Here is a 19,849-nt window from a genome sequence, read left to right on the forward strand (position 1 = left end):
TCCCACCGCCGGGAGCGGGCGTTTTGTTCATTGCCTGCCGCGGGAGTAACATGTACGGGGTTGCAGATGAGATTTCTGCGCCACAATCACATACCCCTTGGGGCTATAGCGCAGTTGGTAGCGCGCCTCGTTCGCATCGAGGAGGTCACGGGTTCGATTCCCGTTAGCTCCACCAGTCAAGCACCGAAGACAACGCGCATTGTCTTCGGTGCTTTTTGATTTCGTCAACCGGTATCGTGGATGGGCAACCGCACCAAAATGGTGGCCGTAACTGGGGTGGGTATCCGGCGGCGTGATGGCAAGGAGTAACCGTGCGTGACGAAGAGTTTCTGCGCCGCGTCCGTATTCATGCAGGTGAGCTGGAACTGGCTGCCTACACCCCGGCAGATGGGGATGACTACCTTTCCTTCATGTCGTCCCTGCAGTTGTGGGACGATCCCGATGTACCGTATTTTTTTCCGTGGTTTCGCGCCTTCGCCACTGATCCGGAAGGACAGGCGCACAAAAGCCTGGAACGGATCGCCTCGTGTGTTGACGAACTCAACCCGGATATCTGGGATGTACCGCTGCTTGTCCGCTACCGCGGGCACATCATCGGCAAGCAGGATATTCGCGCGCTGAAGTTCGCCCGGACGCGCACCATTTCAACCGCTTCCATGCTTGATCTGCGCTACCAGGGCCGGGGTTTCGGGAAACTGATGCGCCGGGCAGTGCTGATTGTCGCCTTCGATCACCTGGGGGCACAACGGGCCTATACCGGTGCGCACCAGGAAAACATGGCATCACGCGGGGTGTCCCTGGCATGCGGCTACCGGCCGGTCCCACTGGGCGATCTGCCGCCGTTGGCTGAAGAAATAAGGCCTGTCGACCATGACTATTTTTGTGTCACGCCCCACAGTCTGAACAGGGCGGGAGTCGTAGTTGAGTTGTCGGGTTTACCATCACCCGCCAGCTGAACGGCATTTCTTTCTGGGGAGATGGTTCAGGTTGTGACACCGGCCAAACCGTGGTTCAGCAGTTTCGGCTGTCGGCGTGCCCCGGCATCCGGGCAACCCGTTGATTGTTGCCGCTACCGCAGATTCACGGGGTCGGGCAGGTTGCTCCGGGCTGGATCGCACACCGGGGGAGCTGTGGAACACCACTGTCCGGGGTGCAGCCATGGCGGCCATGAACCCAGTGAAAAGTCCCGGATGCGCTCTAGCGCGGCGGGCGGTATCCACCGGATCACCCGCCCCGCTGAACCGGCACCGGCCACGGACAGGGATTGCGTCATCCAGACCGGAAATCCCCTGTTTCCGCCGCCACCGGGGTGTGTCCCGGCGATTGTGCGCACCGTGCAGCTAGTCTGGATGGCGTCCGGAGTGACCGCGGCGATCGGTGTCACGCGGCATCGGCCCACGGTTTTTTTCTGAATTTTTGCTACCGCCAAGGAGACGTTCATGCCCACCGAACCGAAGACTATTTTGATCACCGGCGGCGCCGGTTTCATCGGTTCCACCGTCGGATCGGCGTTGATTGACGCCGGCTACCAGGTGGTGGTGCTGGATAATCTGTCGACCGGACGGGAGGAATTCTGCACGGACCGGAAACTGTATGTGGGCGATATCGCCGACGGACAGCTAATCGACCGCATTGTGGCCGACAACCCCGGTATTTCTGCGGTGGTGCACTGTGCCGCCTCCATTGTGGTGCCCGAGTCGGTGGCCGAACCCATCCGCTACTACAACAACAATGTGGTCGGCACCCTGAAGCTGGTGGAGTCGCTGCTGCGCAACGGGATCACCCGCATGCTGTTTTCTTCCTCCGCGTCGATCTACGGGGTGGCCGAGGATTTCACCGTCGACGAGAATTCACCGATTGACCCCTCCAGCCCCTATGCCCGCACCAAAGCCCATGTGGAGGGCATGCTGGCCGATATCTGCGACGGCACCGATCTGCGGCTTATTTCGTTGCGCTATTTCAACCCGATTGGCGCGGATCCGAAAATGCGCACCGGGCTGGCACTGGAAAAACCCTCCCACGCGCTGGGCATGATCCTCACCCGTGACGCGGAAGGGGAACCTTTCACCGTCACCGGCGACACCTGGCCCACCCGGGACGGTTCCGGGGTGCGGGACTACATTCACGTGTGGGATTTGGCTGCCGCGCATGTGGCCGCCATCGACAACTTCGACTCGGTTGTCACCGGACCCGACGGTGACTGCACCCACCGGGCGATCAACCTGGGAACCGGCACCGGAACCACCGTGTTCGAATTGGTCGAGGCCTACAACAGGGTGGTCGGCCACGAGATTGCGGTGGAAGTCGGCCCGCCGCGGCCGGGTGATGTGGCGGGCGCCTACGCCCAGACCGGCCGGGCGGAAAAAGAACTCGGCTGGCGGGCCACCCACAGTGTGGACGACGGCATCAGGGATACGCTGCGCTGGTTTGACCGCCGCGGCGACATCCTGCCCGATTTGGCCCGTTGAGAACAAAACCCTCCCCCGTGTCACCTGCCCGGGCCACCGGCCGGTGGTTAGCCGGGGAGGGTGCCGGGTATGGTTACCGGCATGGACAAACCGGTCGTGCGTGACGGTGCGCTTTTTGTTTTCCGATGTGTCATCGGCTTTGTTTTCGCCGCACACGGTTACCAGAAACTGTTTGTGGCGGGACCCGGGCAGACCACCGCTTATTTTCTTTCCCAGCAGATCCCGCAACCGGCGCTGGCCGCCTGGTTGACCGCCATTTGTGAGCTGGTCGGCGGTATTTTGCTGATCATCGGTCTGGTGACCACCATTGCCGCCGGCGTGCTGGCGGTGATCATGGTGGGGGCTTTCTGGTTCGTGACCCGCAGCGGGGGACTGTTTGTGGCCACCGGCGGAAGTGAATACGTGGTGGTGCTGTGGGCGGCGTTGGTGACCATCGTTGTCTTCGGGCCGGGCCGGGCCAGTATCGACGGGGCGGTGGGACAGCGTGATTGACTGCGTGGCGGTGCAAAAAGCACTCTCGGCACGGCTGGACGGGGAACAGACGGGCGTTGACGATGATGTGGTCGACGCGCACGTGTCGGCCTGTGCCGACTGCCGCCGGTTCTATGACCGGGCGGCCGCCTTGAAAAGACAGCTGACTTTTTCCTCCGACCAGTCCACACAACAGCTTGTCGCCCCGCCGGATTTGTCGCAGGCGATTTTGGCCGGGCTGGAATCGCAGCAGCGCCGGTTGTCCTCCCGCCGGGCGCTGGCTTCCATGGTGTCCCGGGCGGCTCTGGTGGCCGCCGGTGTGCTGTGTGCCGTGTGGGCGGTGGTGCTGTTGAGCGGCACCACCGGGATTGTCGCCCCGCCGGGTGCGCCGGAATCCGGGCAGATAGTGCCTGACGGCAGCGGTGCCACTGGGTTCAGCTCCCCGCTGATGGTGGATGCGGCCGCTGTCCGCCTGGCATTGGCGGTGGGCATGTTTTTTGCCGCCTGGCAACCCCGGCTGGGGGCTGGCATGCTGCTGGTGATCGGGCCGTTTACGGCTTTCAGCATCGGTTTCACCGCCCGGGACGTGGTTCTCGGGTTTGCCAGCGCAACCGATGTATTCGGGCTGCTGCTGTTGGTCAGCTGCTGTGTGCTGCTCGGCTGGGCGTGGCTGGCCGACGCCAACGGACTGTCGGCGGTGCACCGTTTCTGGCGCGGTGCCACCGCCCGCCCCGCCCCGTGAAAAGTAACCCACCCACCGGTGCTGCAGTGCGTCCGGTGCGCGACTTTTTTGCGCTGGTGGGCGGGCCACGATGGTGTACCGTGCCCGCGGGGCCGGCTGATCCGGTGCCGCCCCCGGCCGCGGCCGACTAGACTGTGGGGGAGAAAAAACCGGAGAAGGAAAAACCGCCTTCCCGCGGGGCGATTGCCGTCGCTGCCGCGGTGTCAGGGTGGCCTTCCGACGTATCCGACCCCAGTGGGGTATCCCCAGAATTTGTTTCGAAAGGCGCGTGTTTTCAGCAGTGGCCAACACCCGCACACCCATCGGCTGGCAGATCTATCCCCTCGGGTTCACCGGGGCGCCGGTGCGCCCGGCCGATGAGACTGAACGTGAACTGTCCCACCGGCTGCGCCATATCGGCAACTGGCTGGACTACGTTGTCCGGCTGGGCGCCGACACCGTTGTGCTGGGGCCGATTTTCGCCTCCACGTCCCACGGCTATGACACCGTGGATTTTTTCACCATCGATCCCAGACTGGGCGATGACGGCGATTTCGATGCCCTGGTGTCCGGATGCCGGGACCGTGGCCTGGGGCTGATTCTGGACGGGGTGTTCAACCACGTCGGCAACCAGCACCCCCTGTTCCTGGAAGCTCTCGGGCAGGGGCCCGACGGTGACAACGCCGGGATGTTCGCCATCGATTTCGACCACGATCCACCGCAGCCGGCCAATTTCGAGGGCCATCCCGGACTGGTGGAATTCAACCACCAGAGCAAGGCCGTCGAAGACCTGGTGGTGGAGGTGATGTGCCACTGGCTGGATAAAGGAGCCACCGGCTGGCGGCTGGATGCCGTCTATTCGGTTCCCGCCGAGTTTTGGCCGCCGGTGGTCGAAAGGGTCCGCGCAGCCCACCCGGAGGCCATCATCTTCGGGGAGATGATCCACGGCGACTACGCCGGTTACGTCAGCGCATCGGGCATTGATTCGGTCACCGAATACGAGCTGTGGAAAGCCGTCTGGTCGTCGCTGAAGGAAAACAACTTCTACGAGCTGCAGTGGACCCTGCAGCGGCACAACGGTTTCACCGAAGCTTTTACACCGGTCACCTTCATCGGCAACCACGACACCACCCGCATCGCGACTTTCGTGGGGCTGAAAAAAGCGGTGGTTGCCGCAGCGATCCTGTTCACGGTCTCCGGGCATCCGATCGTCTACTACGGGGACGAACTCGGCTGGGAGGCGGAAAAGGAAGAAAAACTCGGCGGCGATGATCAGGTGCGGCCGATGTATCCGGCCACCCCGGACGACATTGACCCGGGGCAGACATGGATGCTGGATATCTACCGGGAACTGATCGCCCTGCGCCGCAACCGGCCGTGGCTGACCGATGCAGTGGTCGCCGATGTCGACATCGACAACACCGTCTACACCTACACCTGCACCGGAAAAGACGATGGCCAGCAGATCACCGTCACTGTGCGCTCGGGCGACGCCCCGTCGGTGACGGTAAGCGAGAACGGCCACGAGATTTTCTCGTTCAGCTAGGGCACCGCACCTTCCGGCCGGTAAATCAGGCCGCATCCTCTGCGGGCACCCTCAATGACACCACGGGGGCCGTGTCTTCCACTCCGGAGTGGAAGACACGGCCCCCGTGGTGTTTTAAAAGGGCCGGACTGTGGTGTGCAGCCGACTGCGGCTCAGTGCCAGGACGGCATCCACATCAGCCAGTTGTAGTGGGTGTCGGTGATCTGTATGCCGTAGAGAATCGGGGCGAAATAGACAAACATCCACACCACCAGCGACAGGTAGGCGATCACCGCCACACGCGGCACCGTCAGCTGGCGGGCGCCCGCACCCGGCCGGGGGGTGTCGGCGGCCAGCACCTGCAGGCACACCAGGGTGATCATGAGGATGGTGAACGGCACCATCGGCTCGGCGTAGAAGAAATACATCTGCCGGTCGTAGACAATCAGCCAGGGCAGGAAACTGGCCGCAAACCCGGCCAGCGGGATGAGGAACCGGTTGTCGTGGCGGATGATCACCGACCAGATGGCCCACAGCACCACCGGTACCGTCACCCACCAGATGGCGGGCGTGCCGAACAGGTAGATCATGGTGCGGCATTTCTCGGTGCCGCAGTCAATGTCGGTGTGGGAGGAATACAGCACCGGCCTGACAGAGGCCAGCCACGCCCACGGCTTGGAGTCCCACGGGTGGCTGTGCCCGGACGATGAGGTGATTGAGCCGTGGAACTTCAGCACATCCGAGTGGTAGTCGATAAACGACGCCAGGCCCTCCGGCAGCATGCGCAGCCAGGAGTCCTCCGGGATTTTCCCGGTGGAAAAACTGTGCCGGTACACCGATGTCTCCTGGGCGAACCAGGCGCGGAAGGACCAGAAGTACAGCAGCACCGGAACAATGACCAGGGCGGCAAAAGACGCGAATCCGTCTTTGATGACCGCACCCACCAGCGGCCGGTCGATTCCGTGGCGGGCGCGGGCGGCGGCGTCGGCGGCGACGATGACGATGCCGAAGACCGCCATGTAGTACAGGCCGGACCATTTCACCGACAGGGCAAGCCCCAGACACACCCCGGCGGCCAGCCGCCACCAGCGCACCCCCAGCCGCGGGCCGCCCGGCCCGTAGCAGTCGAGGATTCCGGCCATCTGCGCTTCCTGCAGCCGCTGGTTCACATCGTCACGGTCGACGAGCAGGAAATACACGGCGGCGGTGACGGCGACAACCAGGAAAATATCCAGCATGCCGAACCGGCTGCCGACCAGCAGCACCCCGTCGCAGGTGGCGATGACACCGGCGATGACCATCCCGGCCGTGGAACCGGTCAGCCGCCGGGCGATGAGCATGATCAGCACGATGGTCAGCGACCCCGCCACCGCGCAGGCTCCCCGCCATCCCAGGGGTGTGTAGCCGAAGATCAGCTCCGAATAGGCGATCAGCTGTTTGCCCAGCGGCGGATGCACCACCAGCCCGTAGCCGGGGTTGAGTTCGGTACCGCCGGTCACCGGGCCGATCCACGACTTGACCATGTTGTAGGCCTGCGGCACATAGTGCTTCTCGTCGAAGATGGGGGTGTGTTTGTCCGTGGTCCTGGCCAGGGCCACAAACCGGGTGGCCACCGCCAGGGCGGTGATGACGATAAAGGCCACCGCATCCCATCTGCTCCAGGCGGGTGGTGGCCCGGGCCGCCACAGCCAGTTGCGTGCCGGGCGCTTGAATCTGCCGCCGGTGGCGGTGGTGGCACGGTCCGGGGCCGGGGGTGTTGTTGTTGCTGCGGCAGTCACGCTAAAAGAGTTTAGGGTGTGTGCCACACTTTAAGCATGGCACGCCCCGACACCACCCCAGAATCCAGTATCCCCGAGCAGACCGCCGGCCTTTCCGGGAACGATCCGGGGCACCCCGGTTCCCCGGATCCGGACTCCGCCGCGGAGAGCACCCATGGGCCGCTTTTTCCCCCGGCTGTTCTTGCCGCCTGTCCGCTTCCGGAGAGGGGAGTGGTGTTGGCGGGAACCCCGCTGGGCAATATCTGGGATGCCTCCCCGCGGCTGGCCGCGGCGCTGGCAAGAGCCGATGTCATTGCCGCCGAAGACACCAGACGCACCCGGCAGTTGGCCGAGCGGTTGCACGTGGAGATCACCGCCAGAGTGGTGTCCCATTTCGAACACAACGAAACCAGCCGGGCCGAGGAGCTGGTGGAGCAGGCCGCACACAGCCTGGTGCTGGTGGTCACCGACGCCGGGATGCCGGTGGTGGCCGATCCCGGCTTCCCGATCGTGAAACTGGCCCACAGTGTGGGTGTTCCGGTCACCGTGATCCCCGGTCCGTCGGCGGCAACAACGGCCCTGGCCGCCTGCGGAATTGCCGCCGGGGCGTTTACCTTCGCCGGTTTCGCGCCGCGCAAATCGGGGCAGCGGAAAACCTGGCTGAAAAACCTCGACTCCGATACGGCTGTGACCGTGTTATTCGACTCCCCGCACCGGATCGGGCAGACACTTGCCGATGCGGCCGAGGTCTTCGGCGCCGACCGGCAGGCGGCCGTGGCCCGGGAGATGACGAAAATCCACGAGGAAATCATTCGCGGCAGCCTGGGGGAGCTGGCCGATATCTGCGCCGACGGGCTGCGCGGGGAGATCACCCTGGTGATCGCGCCCGGGCAGGCCGCCGAACCCGACCCGGGGGAGCTCATCGGTGAAGTTCGGCAACTGGTGGCCGCCGGGATGAAACTTAAAGCCGCCTGTGGGCAGGTGGCGGCGATGACCGGGGTGAAGAAAAACCGGCTGTACGCCGCCGTTATTGAGGCCAACAACTGAATCGTTATCAAGACGTGACCTAAGGGGTGTTCCTGCTGGCTGAGGGGTGGCTGCGCAACCGTATAAGGGTGCGATTGCCGTTTGCCCGCCCGCTTGGCGCCGGGCCAGGTTGCTTATGTGACTGTCTCAAAGGATTTTTAGAGTATGACCAATTCCGACAATATGAGACCAGATTCACCGCCCGGCGGTACCGGGGACGGGTTCGCCTCGGTCGCGGACGACCGTCTGTCCGAGGCTGACGAGAAGACCGTATCCCCCGATGCCGGCTACCAGGTGGCCATGGACGGCAGCGCCGAATCCACCCCACCGAACACCGATGATCCGGTGCATGTTTTCGAAAACCCCGACGTGACCGCCACCGAAACCCTGGCGACCATGCTGTCGAACCAGGATGTTGTCGCCGGCACCGCCGGCGGCGAGGAACCGATCGAACTGGTCGGTGAAAAATCCGACCTGCCGATCAGCTGGGGAGTCGTTGGCACGGCCATGGCTGTGGTCATCGCCATTGTGGTGTGGGGTCTTTTCGCCCCGGCCGATTTCTCTGACTTCGCCACCAACGCCCTGGGCAGCGTCATCGACAAGCTCGGCTGGGCGTTCACCTTCTTCGGCACCGCTTTCGTGTTCTTCATGCTGGCGGTCGCTTTCTCCCGTTTCGGCACCATCCGGCTGGGCCGCGACGATGAGGCCCCGGAGTTTTCCACCGTCAGCTGGTTCGCGATGATGTTCGCCGCCGGTATGGGCATCGGTTTGATGTTCTACGGTGTCTCCGAGCCGTTGAGCCACTTCCGTTCCGGTGTTCCCGGCATCGGCACCGAATCCGTTGGTGGCGCGATGGCCACCACCCTGTTCCACTGGACCCTGCACCCGTGGTGCATGTACGCCGTGGTTGGTCTGGGTATCGCCTACTCGACTTTCCGCATGGGCCGCAAACAGCTGCTGTCGAGCTGTTTCGTGCCGTTGATCGGTGAAAAAGGCGCCAACGGCGTGGTCGGCAAAATCATCGACGTGCTGGCAATTGTCGCCACCATCTTCGGTACCGCCTGCTCGCTGGGCATCGGTGCCACCCAGATCCGGGCCGGCCTGGCCAAGGTCGGCTGGATCGATCTGCAGGCCGACACTTTCGAGCCGGGCCTGTCGAACCCGAACAACCTGTGGCTTTTGGTGATCGTGTCCGTGCTGACGGTCTGCTTCGTCATCTCGGCCGTTACCGGCGTGTCCAAGGGCATCCAGTACATCTCCAACCTGAACATGGTGCTGGCCGGTCTTTTGGCCGTGTTCGTCTTCGTGCTCGGGCCGTCGGTGTTCATCCTGAACATGGTGCCCACCGCGTTCGGCAACTACCTGTCTGATTTCTTCCAGATGACCGCCCGCACCGCCGACTCCAACAACGGCGAAGCCGCCGGCTGGCTGTCCGGCTGGACCATCTTCTACTGGGCCTGGTGGATTTCCTGGAGCCCCTTCGTCGGCATGTTCCTGGCGCGGATTTCCCGCGGCCGCACGATCCGTGAATTCGTCATCGCCATCGTGCTGGTTCCCTCCGCCGTGTCGCTGGTGTGGTTCTCGATCTTCGGCGGAACCGCCATCTACTTCGAGGAGATCGGCTCGTCGATCTACGGTGACGGCGACGCCAAGCGCCAGCTGTTCGACCTGCTCTACAAGCTGCCCGGTGGCGCTGCCGCGGCCGTGATCGCCATGATCCTTCTGGCCACCTTCTTCATCACCTCCGCCGACTCGGCGTCGACGGTGATGGGATCGATGGCCCAAAACGGTGCCTTGACCGCCAACCGTTTCATCACCGCCTCCTGGGGTGTCGGTACCGCCGCCATCGGCCTGGTGCTGCTGTTCACCGGTGGTGCATCCACCCTGTCGAACCTGCAGAACGTCACGATTATCGCCGCCAGCCCCTTCCTGTTCATTCTGGTGGTGCTCATGGTGGCAATCGTCAAGGATCTGTCCAACGACCCGCTGTATCTGGACCACAAGGCCCAGCAGCGTTTCGCCATGAAACTGGCCCGCGAGGCCCGTGTCCACCAGGAGCACGTCGCCCGCCAGCAGCAGATTGAGGGGCTGAAAAAAGGTCTGCACAAGCTGACCCACCCCGGCCACGGCCACCAGCTGAAGAAATAGCCGGGAAATAAATTCCGGCGCAAGCCCCAGGACAAGCCGCCCCGAACAAACACACCCGGGGTGGCACCGTCTTCTTCCCGCCCCCGCCCGCCCCGCCACAACGGGGCGGGGCGGGGGCGGGTTTTTTCTTTTTTAAAGTCCCTGCCGCAGAAAAAAGCTCAGCCCGCCCCACTCGGCCGGCAGGCACAGATGGCGCGCAGGCAGCCGCGGCAAATGCGGCCGCCGGGCAGCGCCGCCGCACAGATCCGGCGGCGCCACCGCCGCGTGTGGTGGACACCCACTGGCCGGTGGACGCCGCCGGGACGGGGGACGTTTATGCTTGAGGGCATGTCAAAGAATGTGCTCACTGCCGTTGCCTGGCCCTATGCCAACGGACCCCGCCACATCGGACACGTGGCGGGTTTCGGTGTCCCCTCCGACGTGTTCGCCCGGTTCATGCGAATGCGCGGCGAGAATGTGCTGATGATCTCAGGCACCGATGAGCACGGCACCCCGCTTCTGGTGCAGGCCGAAAAAGAAGGCGTGAGCGTCCAGGAACTGGCCGACCGCTACAACCGGCAGATCGTCGAGGACCTGGCGGGACTGGGCCTGTCCTATGACCTGTTCACCCGGACGACCACCCGCAACCACTACGCCACCGTCCAGGAACTGTTCCGCGGCCTCTACGACAACGGGTACATGAAAAAAGAAACCACGATGGGCGCCATTTCGCCGTCGTCGGGCCGTACCCTTCCCGACCGCTACATTGAGGGCACCTGCCCGATCTGCAAAGCCGACGGGGCGCGCGGCGACCAATGCGACAACTGCGGCAACCAACTCGATCCGTCCGACCTGATCGACCCGGTATCCAAAATCAACGGCGAAACCCCGAAGTTCATCGAAACCGAGCATTTTCTGCTCGATCTTCCCGCGCTGGCCAACGCTTTGCAGCAGTGGCTGTCCACCCGCAGCGACTGGCGGCCGAATGTACTGAAGTTCTCCCTGAATCTTCTCAAGGACTTGCGTCCCCGGGCGATGACCCGTGACATCGACTGGGGTGTTCCGGTGCCGATCGAGGGCTGGGCCGACAATGACGCGAAAAAGCTCTACGTCTGGTTTGATGCGGTCGTGGGCTATTTGTCCTCCTCGATCGAGTGGGCGTGGCGCACCGGCAACCCGGATGCCTGGAAGGACTTCTGGACCGACCCGGAGGCTGTGTCCTACTACTTCATGGGCAAAGACAACATCACCTTCCACTCCCAGATTTGGCCGGCCGAACTGCTCGGCTACGCCGGGCGGGGTGACCGGGGCGGCAGTGAGGGCCAGTTCGGTTGCCTGCGGCTTCCCACCGAGGTGGTGTCCTCGGAATACCTGACCATGTCGGGTTCGAAGTTCTCCTCGTCGAAGGGGATCGTCATCTACGTCAAGGACTTCCTGAAAGAATTCGGACCCGATCCGCTGCGCTACTTCATCGCCGTGGCCGGGCCGGAAAACACCGATACCGACTTCACCTGGGACGAATTTGTCCGCCGCGTCAACAACGAGCTGGCCAACGGCTGGGGCAACCTGGTCAACCGGACCGTGTCGATGGCGTACAAAAACTTCGGTGAAGTACCCCAGCCCGGTGAGCTGGAAGCCGACGACGAAAAAATCCTGAAGCTCGCCGAAGACGCCTACGGCATTGTCGGCGAGAACCTGGCGCATTCACGGTTTAAAGCCGGTATCACCCATGCGATGCATGTGGTTGGTGAAGCCAACGCCTACATCGCCGCCCAGGAGCCGTGGAAGCTGGCCAAAGACGACTCCCAGCGGGAGCGGCTGGCCACCGTGTTGTGGACCGCCCTGCAGGTGGTCAGCGACTGCAACACGCTGTTGACCCCCTACCTGCCGCATATTGCGCAGAAAGTCCACGAGACTCTCGGCCGCGACGGCATCTGGGCCGCCAGCCCGACGATCGTGGAAGTCACAGACGACATGCCGGTTGAACCGGTCGGCCACGGTCTGCCGGAGCAAGGCAGAAGCTACCCGGTGATCATGGGCGACTACGACAACCAGCAGGCCACCTGGCAGCGCACCCCGATGGTGCCCGGCACAGTCCTGACCAAACCGAAGCCGCTGATTGCGAAACTGGATCCGGAACTGGCGGAAACCGGCCCCGAATGGGCGCCCGTGGTCCGCGACTGACCATCATCCGGCAAAAAACCACCACCCTGTTGTCCCGACGGCCTTCCCGGCTCGGTCACACTGCGCCGGGAAGGCCTCAGCCATGCCACACCCCATGGCCTGTGTGGGGTGCACAAAAACACCGGCAACAAGTTTTGCCGACCCGGGCAGGCACACACCCTAAAAAAACAGAGACAACCGGCGCACAAGGAAGAAGGCCTTTTAAAAAAACCGCCGACGGACCATACGATGACACCCCGGCGCTTGCGCCGGGGTGATGCTGTGGGGGTAAGGAAAAGACGGGAAGTTACTTGTCGCCGGTCATGGCTTTCAGACCGGAGATGACGAACTCGATCTGCTCGTTCATCATTTCCTCGTTTTTCGCCGGATCCAGGGTGGGAACCGTCTGCTCCGGGGAGGTAGCCAGTTTCGCCAGCTGCTGGGTTGCCTTGTCCATGGCGCGCTTGTCGGAGGCGGTTTCCTGCACCAGCCGGGAAACCAGGACAATTTTGCCGATCAGATCAATACCGAAATAGACGGCTTTCTCGTTGTGCGGCATCCCGGATGCTTTCATCTTCCGGCTAAATTCCAGCAGGTAATCCTGGAAAACGACATGGCTTCCCGGAGACGCCAAAATAGCGCGGGCAATACCCGGAAACTCACCGGTGACTTTCCACAGCTGCTGGTGGTACCAGCGGATCATCTCCACCCAGTTCAGTGATGAATCGGGAAGGACCATGGTGGAAGCGGCGCGTTTGAAACACAGCATGAGAAGGTCATCGCGGGATTCGACGACCCGGTACACACTCGGTGGTTTCACGCCCAAGACCCGTGCCACGGAGGTGATGGAAAACTCCGCCACCCCCAGATCAATAGCCGCATTTATGACGTCTTCAAGGCTGAAAGCCGGTTTCGGGCCCGATTTGCGGGGGTGCATTCCTGGGGCTGTCATAGTCGACCATTCTAGCAACTGCCGGGTGCGGAAACATGGTGGACTGTGGTCCAGAATGGTTTTCGCCCGGCTGTTCTGCATAAACACCGCCACCGCGTATCAATTTTGATGCTGTTGGTCCGGGATGTGCCCCACATGCCGGTGACCGGCAAGCGGAAGGCGACAGGTCGCCAACCGGTCAGAACAGCCATCCGCCGGTGGGGGAGCGGGCCGGCAAAAGGGTCGGTGGCAACCCGTTAGGATGGGCGGCATGTCCAAGAGCAAGAAAAACCGTCCGCAGCCTTGTCCCGCCGACCGGATTCCGGGACTGGTCGATGCCCACACCCACCTGGCGTCCTGTGGTGGATGGGAACCGGAGACTGCAGCCGGTTTCGTTGACCGGGCGGCCGATGCCGGAGTGGAAAAAATCTGCACCGTCGGTGATGGACTGGACGAATGTGCCGCCGCCGTGGCGGTGGCCCGGGACAATCCGCGGGTCTATGCGGCTGTGGCGATTCACCCGACCCGCGCGGCAGAGCTGTCGCAAGAGACGAAAACACGCCTGGCCGCGCTGGCCGCCGATCCCCGGGTGGTGGCTATCGGGGAGACCGGGCTGGACACCTACTGGATCGGGAAATCAGACAGCTGTGCCCCGCTGGACATGCAGGAAGCCGCGCTGCGCTGGCATATTGATCTGGCGGTGGAAACCGGGAAAGCACTGATGATCCACAACCGGGAAGCAGACGCCGACCTGTTGCGGATTCTTGCTGATGCCCCGCAGCCGAAAGAGGTGATGCTGCACTGTTTTTCCTCGCCTGTCGAGGTGGCCCGTGAAGCCATCGACCGCGGCTACGTGCTCAGCTTCACCGGGAATGTGACCTTCAAAAACAACGGGCATCTCCGGCAGGCCGCAGCACTGGCCCCGGCAGGCCAGCTGCTGGTGGAAACTGATGCGCCCTACATGACCCCGGAGCCGTTCCGGGGGCGGAAAAACGAACCGTCGCTGATCGGTCATACCTACCTGTGCATCGCCGAAGCCAGGGGAATGAGGGTCGCGGATCTGGCCGATGAGGTCGGGGCCACCTTCGACCGGGTCTTCGGCCTGGCGGAACCTGCCTGACAGGTTTTCCGGCCGGTGGTGCCGGCCGGCCAAGCAAGGGCCGGGCGATACCGCCGGCCCCATAGCTCCGGTGTGGGGAAAATCATGCCGCCAGCTAACGATGATACCCTCTCGGAATTGGTGTCGCCCCTGTGGCTGCACCCCTCCTGGCGGCACTGGTTATACAGTGTGTGCAGCCAAAATATTCCCGTTGCGCCGGGCGGTGGGCGCGCCCGCCGGTGGGGGTGGGGCGGGGGTGGGGATCCTGACCGCCTGCAATAGGTGCCGTGGTGGGCGAAAAGTGCTTCCTATAAGGGGGTATGGGGATCGCTTTGGGTGGAGAAACAACCTTTCACCTGCCTTTTTGCACCCAAAACCTTCGACACTGCGGGTCCGGTCCCTTAGTATTTCAGTTGTTGGATCTGACGCCTCATACCGTGCACCAGGGACGTGTGTTCTTGTTCACTGGTGCTGTGGGAGCTGCACCGGGTTGGCCTAGCGGATAAGCCGGACAACAGTGCTACCCTCCGTGTGCGCGGTGGGGGCGTCGGGCCGGGCAAGGGTCCGTGGTTTCACGTCGAAGGGCGGACCACGGATATCTCTGCCGGTACGAAAAAATGATCGATGACGCACGGATCATGTGGGTGGCGTGGCGGATGTATTCCCCACGGTCTCCCCGGTCCGTTGGGGGGAGCTGGACGGCAGCTGTCCCTGAGTGCCGTGCCAATGCCAATGCCACACCCGATTTTTCAACCCCCGCACAGGCGGGTCGATCGGATGTAATGCGCAGGGCCAACCGGCCGCAGCGGACAGACAGCGTGTAAGGAGAAACCCGTGGGACGACACAGGATGGGCCGAAATGGCCGCATCAAAAAATCTATGCCGGTTCCGTTGAAAGCGGGCCTGGGGGCCGCCGCAGCAGCCGTGTTGGTTGCCGGTGGAATGTACTGGGGTACCCACAGTGCCACCGAAGCATCAGCCAGCATGGCTGCATCCGCCAGCTCTTCGTCGGTGACCACGGTGACCCAGGAAGTTGTCACCCACGTTCCCACCACTGTTTTTTCCACTCCGGCGGATACCACCGCCACCTCCACGCAACACTCGAGTGAACAGTCGAGCGTGTCGCAAGCCCCGGAACCGGCCCGCGCGGAACCATCTGCACCGGCACCGGCACCGGCACCGGCCCCCGCTCCTGCGCCGGCTCCCGCACCCGCTCCTGTCCCGGTGATTGAGAAATCGACCACTGTCACCAAGGTGGTGTCGGTGACCGAGCAGGTTCCCGCCCCAGCGCCGGCGGCAAGGCAGGAACCGGTCCGCCAGGCACCTGCACCCGCGCCAGCTCCGGCACCTGCGCCTGCACCGGCACCGGCTCCTGCTCCGGCCCCGGTTGCTGTTCCGGCTGACTGTCACCGCGGACCGGCTTTCGCCTTCGCCCTGACACTGCCGGGGGCGGGCGGGAATGCCCAGCAGCAGGCCCAGCAGCAGGCACAGCAGGCCATGGCCGAATACAACGCCCGCTGCGGCAGGTAGCCGGGATAAAGGCGTTTCCGCGAACAAAGACGGATTCTTTTTTCCGGATCAGATAAAAAAGACCTTCACACGGTTTCGGCAACCATCACAGCCCTCTCCCAGGGTTGTGGTGGTTGTTGAAATTTCGGGCAAACCCCCGGGTGGTCAACCGGGTTTTTCTTTCCGTCATCTGCTCCCGCCCCCGGCTCGGCATGCGGTATCGGTTGCGTTTTGACCCCGCCACCTGCCGGGGGAGGATCTGTGCACCCGTAGGGTCGGCGAATCCTGTCCGGTCGTGCCCGAACTGCCGCGGCGGCAGGAAACAGGCCGAAAGATCACCTCCGGATGGGGTGAAAAAAATGAACCCGTGCTTCCTGCCGGTGTTGGTGTGTCGTGTGTGATTGCTGTGATGCAGTGTCGTATCGACGTGCGGGGTGCGGCCGCTGTAGTCTCAATTCGATAACGCCAACGACGCTACCGCCCGCGGTACCGGCGCAGCCCAATGACGGAGCAGAACAAGTCCCCTTTTTATAAGGGGGAACGCTCGTTTTTCTCCCGCACTGCTGCCGGTGACCGCGTTGTCGCGTTGTGTTGACACAACCCATCCAAGGACGGGACAGTTTATTTCCATGGCCACTTCACGCCGCTCCGGTTTCGGCCGGTTGAACCAGACCACTTCGAAGCCTTTGAGGATCGCCACCTCGGGAATGCTGGTGACCCTGCTGGTGGGCGGGGGACTGGGGGTGACCCAGAAAAAAGATGTCGAGATCGACGCCAACGGCCGGATCATCGAGGCTTCGGCTCTCAACGGCACTGTCGGTGACCTGCTCGACAAGCTGGATATCGATCACGGGGTGTCCGATCTGGTCAGCCCGCCGGCCGATACCCGGATCACTGACGGTCAGACAATCACCGTCCGCTCCATCCGCCAGGTGTCGGTGACCGTTGACGGGGATCAACGCACCCTCGACACCACGGCCCTGACAGTGGGGGAGTTGGTGAAAAAACTCAATCTGGCCGATGCCGCCGACTCGTTGTCCCAGCCGGAAGACGCGGAGCTTCCGGTGGCCGGAATGAGTCTGAAAGTCACCACCCCGAAAGATGTCACCGTCATTGACGGCACCACCCCGATCGAGGTCACGGCCGCGGCCACCACCGTTGCCGGGGTGCTGGCTGATGCGGGTATCAGCCTGGGGGATGCAGATATCGTTGAACCGGGCGTGGATGAGGCTGTCACCGACGGGCAGACCATCACCATCACCCGCCGGACCGTGTCCACCGAAACCTCCACCAGCGTGTTCGAGGTTGAGCCGGTGGTCATCGAGGATCCGGAGATGGCCGAAGGCACTGAACAGGTGACCGTCCCGCCGAGACCGGGAACCCGCACCACCGTGCGGCAGACCGTCACCGAAAACGGTGCGGTGGTCTCCGACGCGGTGATCGAGGACACGGTGATCACCCCGGCGGTTCCCGCCACCATTACCCGCGGCACCAAACCCGCCGCCGCCCCGGTACCCGGGGGCAGCCGGTGGGATATTCTCGCCCAGTGCGAAGCCTCCGGGAACTGGGCGATCAACACCGGCAACGGTTTTTCCGGCGGGCTGCAGTTCACCCCCAGCACCTGGCTGGCTTTCGGCGGCGGGAAATATGCCCCGCAGGCCTGGCAGGCCTCCCGGGAAGAACAAATCGAAATCGCCGAAAAAGTTCTGGCCGGGCAGGGCTGGGGTGCCTGGCCCGCCTGCACCCGCAAACTCGGCTGGCGCTGACCCGCCCGGAGGCTGAGCAAACCCGGACAAAGGCCCCGTATCCACCCCACTGAGTGTGGGGTTGGGTGTGCCCGGACCCCAACCGGGGACCGGGCGCCTGCCAGCCTGGGGCGCCCCACCGGTGCCGGGGCCACGGCAGCAGCGGTGCCCCTTATAGAATGAACTGGCACCGGTCCGGTTGTTGGTTGTCTGTTGTTTTCACCTTCCCGCCGGTATGCCATGGATGCGGGCGCTGCCGTGTTTTTTTCTGTTGCGCCCCACCGACCCAACCAGCGACGGGAACAACCGAGTTGTCATGACCAAGCCTCAAGCGGAGTATCTGGGACCGAAAGAAATCCTGGCGATTTTAGCCGCCACCGGTGCCACCCCGACCAAGAAGTTCGGGCAGAATTTTCTCCACGACCCGAATACGGTGCGAAAAATTGTGGCCGCATCCGGGATCGGGGCCAGCGATGATGTTCTCGAGGTCGGACCCGGTCTGGGGTCGCTGACCCTTGGTCTTTTGGATACCGCCCGCAGCGTCACGGCCGTCGAAATTGACCCGTCGATGCTGGCGCTTCTTGAAACGACTATTGCCACCCACGCGGCGGGACTGGCAGAGAAACTGACCGTGTTCAACGCCGATGCGATGACTTTTGACCGTGACCGGCTCACCGCGGCCGGCTGCCCGCTGCCGCGGGCGCTGGTGGCCAATCTTCCCTACAATGTGGCGGTTCCGATCATCATCCACATGCTCACCGAATTCCCCAGCCTCACCCGGGTGCTGGTGATGGTGCAAAAGGAAGTGGCTGACCGGCTGGCTGCCGCACCGGGGTCGAAAGTCTATGGGGTTCCCAGTGTGAAAGCCTCGTTTTTCGGCTCTGTCAGCCGGGTGGGTCTGGTGCCGCGCACCGTTTTCCACCCGGTTCCCAATGTGGATTCGGCACTGGTGAAAATCGAGCGTTTCGCCCCCGGCAGCTGCCCGTGGCCGCAGGATGAGACGACCAGGCAACATGTCTTCCGCCTGGTTGATGCTGCTTTCGCGCAGCGCCGCAAAACCCTTCGGGCGGCCCTGAAACAGTTCTACGGCTCTGCTGCCGCTGCCGAAGAGGCTTTGGTCGGTGCCGGTATCTCGCCCTCCGCCCGGGGGGAGATACTGGCAGTGGACGATTTCGTCCGGCTGGCCCGCTATGACCGGCAGCAGGAGCAGTAAAAACCATCCCACCCACCGCATCCCGGGTGGTGCGATACCACCGGGCGAAAGGATCGTGACAGTTCATGGCCGAGTCGATGTTTCCCGGTGCCGGACGGTTTAGTGTCGTCGAGCTTGATGCCCACGCGAAAATCAATCTGCTGCTGGGCGTGGGCGCAGCCCGCAGTGACGGCTACCACGAGCTGAACAGTGTTTTCCAGACCCTGGATTTATCCGACCGGGTCCGGGTCACCGCCCACGATCCGCGCGACCATCCCGCACCGGCTGATCCGGCCACGGCCGTGCACAGCCTGTCGGTGACCGGTTTGGGAGCCCGCCATGTGCCCACCGACAGCACAAACCTGGCGTGGAAAGCCATTGATCTGGTGGTCGCGGAATACCGTCGCCGTGGGGTCACATCGTTTCCGGTGTTTGAAGTCTCGATCGTCAAAGGCATACCCACCGCCGGTGGCATGGCCGGTGGTTCCGCCGATGCCGCTGCCGCGGTCGCCGGTGCGGAAGCACTGCTGCGTGATCGCGGTGGCCCCCTGGATGAGGCGACGGTGCTGCGTATCTGTCTGGAACTTGGCAGCGACGTTCCTTTTTCCTATCTGGGTAAAACCCGGCTGGGAACCGGCCGCGGGGAGAAATTGACGCCCATGCTGTGCCGGGGCACCTACCACTGGGTGGTGGCCCTGCAGCGCACCGGTTTATCCACCCCGGAAGTCTTCGCCCGTTTCGATCAGCTGGTCGCCGAGGGCCGCGGACCATCCACACCGGCCGACCCGCAGGGTGTTGCCCGCGCTTTGGCCAGCGGCGATCCCCTGCAGCTGGCGGGTGTCCTGCGCAATGATCTTTCGGCTGCGGCACTGAGCCTCATGCCGAAACTGCACTCCACACTGGCGGCCGGCACCCGGGCGGGGGCGGTGGCGGGCATGGTGTCCGGATCGGGTCCGACATGCGTGTTTTTGTGCCGTAACGCCCAACAGGCCGAGGATGTCGCCGAAGAAATCATCGACTCGGGTAAAGCCTCGACCGCTGTCACAGCCACCGGCCCGGCCCCCGGGGTCATTGCCGTCAACAGCCCGCTGCCGGGGCGCTGACCACTCCCACCG

The 19,849-nt window shown here is 63.4% G+C and carries 15 protein-coding genes and 1 tRNA gene; 14 read left to right on the top strand and 2 right to left on the bottom strand.

What is annotated here, in order from left to right; all coding sequences use genetic code 11:
- The first annotated feature begins 99 nt into the window (after nt 1-99).
- The 6 genes from JZY06_RS08900 to JZY06_RS08925 all read left to right on the top strand — a co-directional run bounded on the left by JZY06_RS08900 (nt 100) and on the right by JZY06_RS08925 (nt 5,206).
- Nucleotides 100-175 (top strand) — tRNA-Ala (locus tag JZY06_RS08900).
- A 136-nt stretch (nt 176-311) separates the two neighbouring features.
- Entirely contained in the window at nt 312-956 is a 645-nt protein-coding gene (locus JZY06_RS08905; RefSeq protein ID WP_207279204.1) for a GNAT family N-acetyltransferase, read from the top strand.
- Nucleotides 957-1,439: 483 nt separating this feature from the next.
- Nucleotides 1,440-2,468, top strand: coding sequence for a UDP-glucose 4-epimerase GalE (gene galE, locus JZY06_RS08910; protein WP_207279205.1), 1,029 nt, complete (start codon nt 1,440-1,442; stop codon nt 2,466-2,468).
- Nucleotides 2,469-2,549: 81 nt separating this feature from the next.
- On the top strand, nt 2,550-2,960 hold the full coding sequence (locus tag JZY06_RS08915) for a DoxX family protein (RefSeq protein WP_207279206.1): 411 nt from the start codon (nt 2,550-2,552) through the stop codon (nt 2,958-2,960).
- A 10-nt stretch (nt 2,961-2,970) separates the two neighbouring features.
- On the top strand, nt 2,971-3,681 hold the full coding sequence (locus tag JZY06_RS08920; protein WP_207279207.1) for a zf-HC2 domain-containing protein: 711 nt from the start codon (nt 2,971-2,973) through the stop codon (nt 3,679-3,681).
- A gap of 280 nt (nt 3,682-3,961) precedes the next feature.
- On the top strand, nt 3,962-5,206 hold the full coding sequence (locus tag JZY06_RS08925) for an alpha-amylase family protein (RefSeq protein WP_207279208.1): 1,245 nt from the start codon (nt 3,962-3,964) through the stop codon (nt 5,204-5,206).
- 152 nt (nt 5,207-5,358) lie between these two features.
- Here JZY06_RS08925 and JZY06_RS08930 read toward each other — a convergent pair whose 3' ends face one another.
- Nucleotides 5,359-6,963, bottom strand: coding sequence for a dolichyl-phosphate-mannose--protein mannosyltransferase (locus tag JZY06_RS08930; protein WP_207279209.1), 1,605 nt, complete (start codon nt 6,961-6,963; stop codon nt 5,359-5,361).
- Between the two features lie 18 nt (nt 6,964-6,981).
- Here JZY06_RS08930 and rsmI point away from each other — a divergent pair, with 18 nt between their 5' ends.
- The 3 genes from rsmI to metG all read left to right on the top strand — a co-directional run bounded on the left by rsmI (nt 6,982) and on the right by metG (nt 12,279).
- On the top strand, nt 6,982-7,989 hold the full coding sequence (gene rsmI / locus JZY06_RS08935; RefSeq protein ID WP_330617231.1) for a 16S rRNA (cytidine(1402)-2'-O)-methyltransferase: 1,008 nt from the start codon (nt 6,982-6,984) through the stop codon (nt 7,987-7,989).
- Between the two features lie 279 nt (nt 7,990-8,268).
- Nucleotides 8,269-10,116, top strand: coding sequence for a BCCT family transporter (locus JZY06_RS08940; protein WP_377769048.1), 1,848 nt, complete (start codon nt 8,269-8,271; stop codon nt 10,114-10,116).
- A 327-nt stretch (nt 10,117-10,443) separates the two neighbouring features.
- A complete protein-coding gene (gene metG, locus JZY06_RS08945) occupies nt 10,444-12,279 on the top strand; it encodes a methionine--tRNA ligase (RefSeq protein WP_207279210.1) in 1,836 nt (611 codons plus the stop codon).
- Between the two features lie 286 nt (nt 12,280-12,565).
- On the opposite strand, the gene JZY06_RS08950 is transcribed toward metG, so the two are convergent.
- Complete coding sequence (locus JZY06_RS08950) at nt 12,566-13,210, bottom strand: TetR/AcrR family transcriptional regulator (RefSeq protein WP_207279211.1); 645 nt, start codon at nt 13,208-13,210, stop codon at nt 12,566-12,568.
- Nucleotides 13,211-13,460: 250 nt separating this feature from the next.
- Here JZY06_RS08950 and JZY06_RS08955 point away from each other — a divergent pair, with 250 nt between their 5' ends.
- From JZY06_RS08955 to JZY06_RS08975, 5 genes are all read left to right on the top strand, one after another.
- On the top strand, nt 13,461-14,309 hold the full coding sequence (locus JZY06_RS08955) for a TatD family hydrolase (RefSeq protein WP_207279212.1): 849 nt from the start codon (nt 13,461-13,463) through the stop codon (nt 14,307-14,309).
- Between the two features lie 813 nt (nt 14,310-15,122).
- Nucleotides 15,123-15,818 carry a hypothetical protein gene (locus JZY06_RS08960; RefSeq protein ID WP_207279213.1) on the top strand — a complete coding sequence of 232 codons (696 nt, stop codon included), beginning with the start codon at nt 15,123-15,125 and terminating at the stop codon, nt 15,816-15,818.
- Nucleotides 15,819-16,426: 608 nt separating this feature from the next.
- Complete coding sequence (locus JZY06_RS12335) at nt 16,427-17,563, top strand: resuscitation-promoting factor (RefSeq protein ID WP_207279214.1); 1,137 nt, start codon at nt 16,427-16,429, stop codon at nt 17,561-17,563.
- Nucleotides 17,564-17,858: 295 nt separating this feature from the next.
- Nucleotides 17,859-18,755: a 16S rRNA (adenine(1518)-N(6)/adenine(1519)-N(6))-dimethyltransferase RsmA gene (rsmA, locus tag JZY06_RS08970; RefSeq protein ID WP_207279215.1), complete on the top strand. Its 897-nt coding sequence runs from the start codon at nt 17,859-17,861 to the stop codon at nt 18,753-18,755.
- Nucleotides 18,756-18,820: 65 nt separating this feature from the next.
- Nucleotides 18,821-19,837: a 4-(cytidine 5'-diphospho)-2-C-methyl-D-erythritol kinase gene (locus JZY06_RS08975; protein WP_242516880.1), complete on the top strand. Its 1,017-nt coding sequence runs from the start codon at nt 18,821-18,823 to the stop codon at nt 19,835-19,837.
- Nucleotides 19,838-19,849 lie beyond the last annotated feature (12 nt).

The sequence above is a fragment of the Corynebacterium mendelii genome, from assembly GCF_017307055.1.
GTDB lineage: Bacteria > Actinomycetota > Actinomycetes > Mycobacteriales > Mycobacteriaceae > Corynebacterium > Corynebacterium mendelii.

What these genes read in the sequence shown, in the direction of transcription:
- JZY06_RS08975 (WP_242516880.1), top strand. Translation starts at nt 18,821, where the DNA reads ATGGCCGAGTCGATGTTTCCCGGTGCCGGACGGTTTAGTGTCGTCGAG.
- JZY06_RS08915 (WP_207279206.1), top strand. Translation starts at nt 2,550, where the DNA reads ATGGACAAACCGGTCGTGCGTGACGGTGCGCTTTTTGTTTTCCGATGT.
- JZY06_RS08955 (WP_207279212.1), top strand. Translation starts at nt 13,461, where the DNA reads ATGTCCAAGAGCAAGAAAAACCGTCCGCAGCCTTGTCCCGCCGACCGG.
- galE (WP_207279205.1), top strand. Translation starts at nt 1,440, where the DNA reads ATGCCCACCGAACCGAAGACTATTTTGATCACCGGCGGCGCCGGTTTC.
- JZY06_RS08940 (WP_377769048.1), top strand. Translation starts at nt 8,269, where the DNA reads ATGGACGGCAGCGCCGAATCCACCCCACCGAACACCGATGATCCGGTG.
- rsmA (WP_207279215.1), top strand. Translation starts at nt 17,859, where the DNA reads ATGACCAAGCCTCAAGCGGAGTATCTGGGACCGAAAGAAATCCTGGCG.
- JZY06_RS12335 (WP_207279214.1), top strand. Translation starts at nt 16,427, where the DNA reads ATGGCCACTTCACGCCGCTCCGGTTTCGGCCGGTTGAACCAGACCACT.
- JZY06_RS08950 (WP_207279211.1), bottom strand. Translation starts at nt 13,210, where the DNA reads ATGACAGCCCCAGGAATGCACCCCCGCAAATCGGGCCCGAAACCGGCT.
- metG (WP_207279210.1), top strand. Translation starts at nt 10,444, where the DNA reads ATGTCAAAGAATGTGCTCACTGCCGTTGCCTGGCCCTATGCCAACGGA.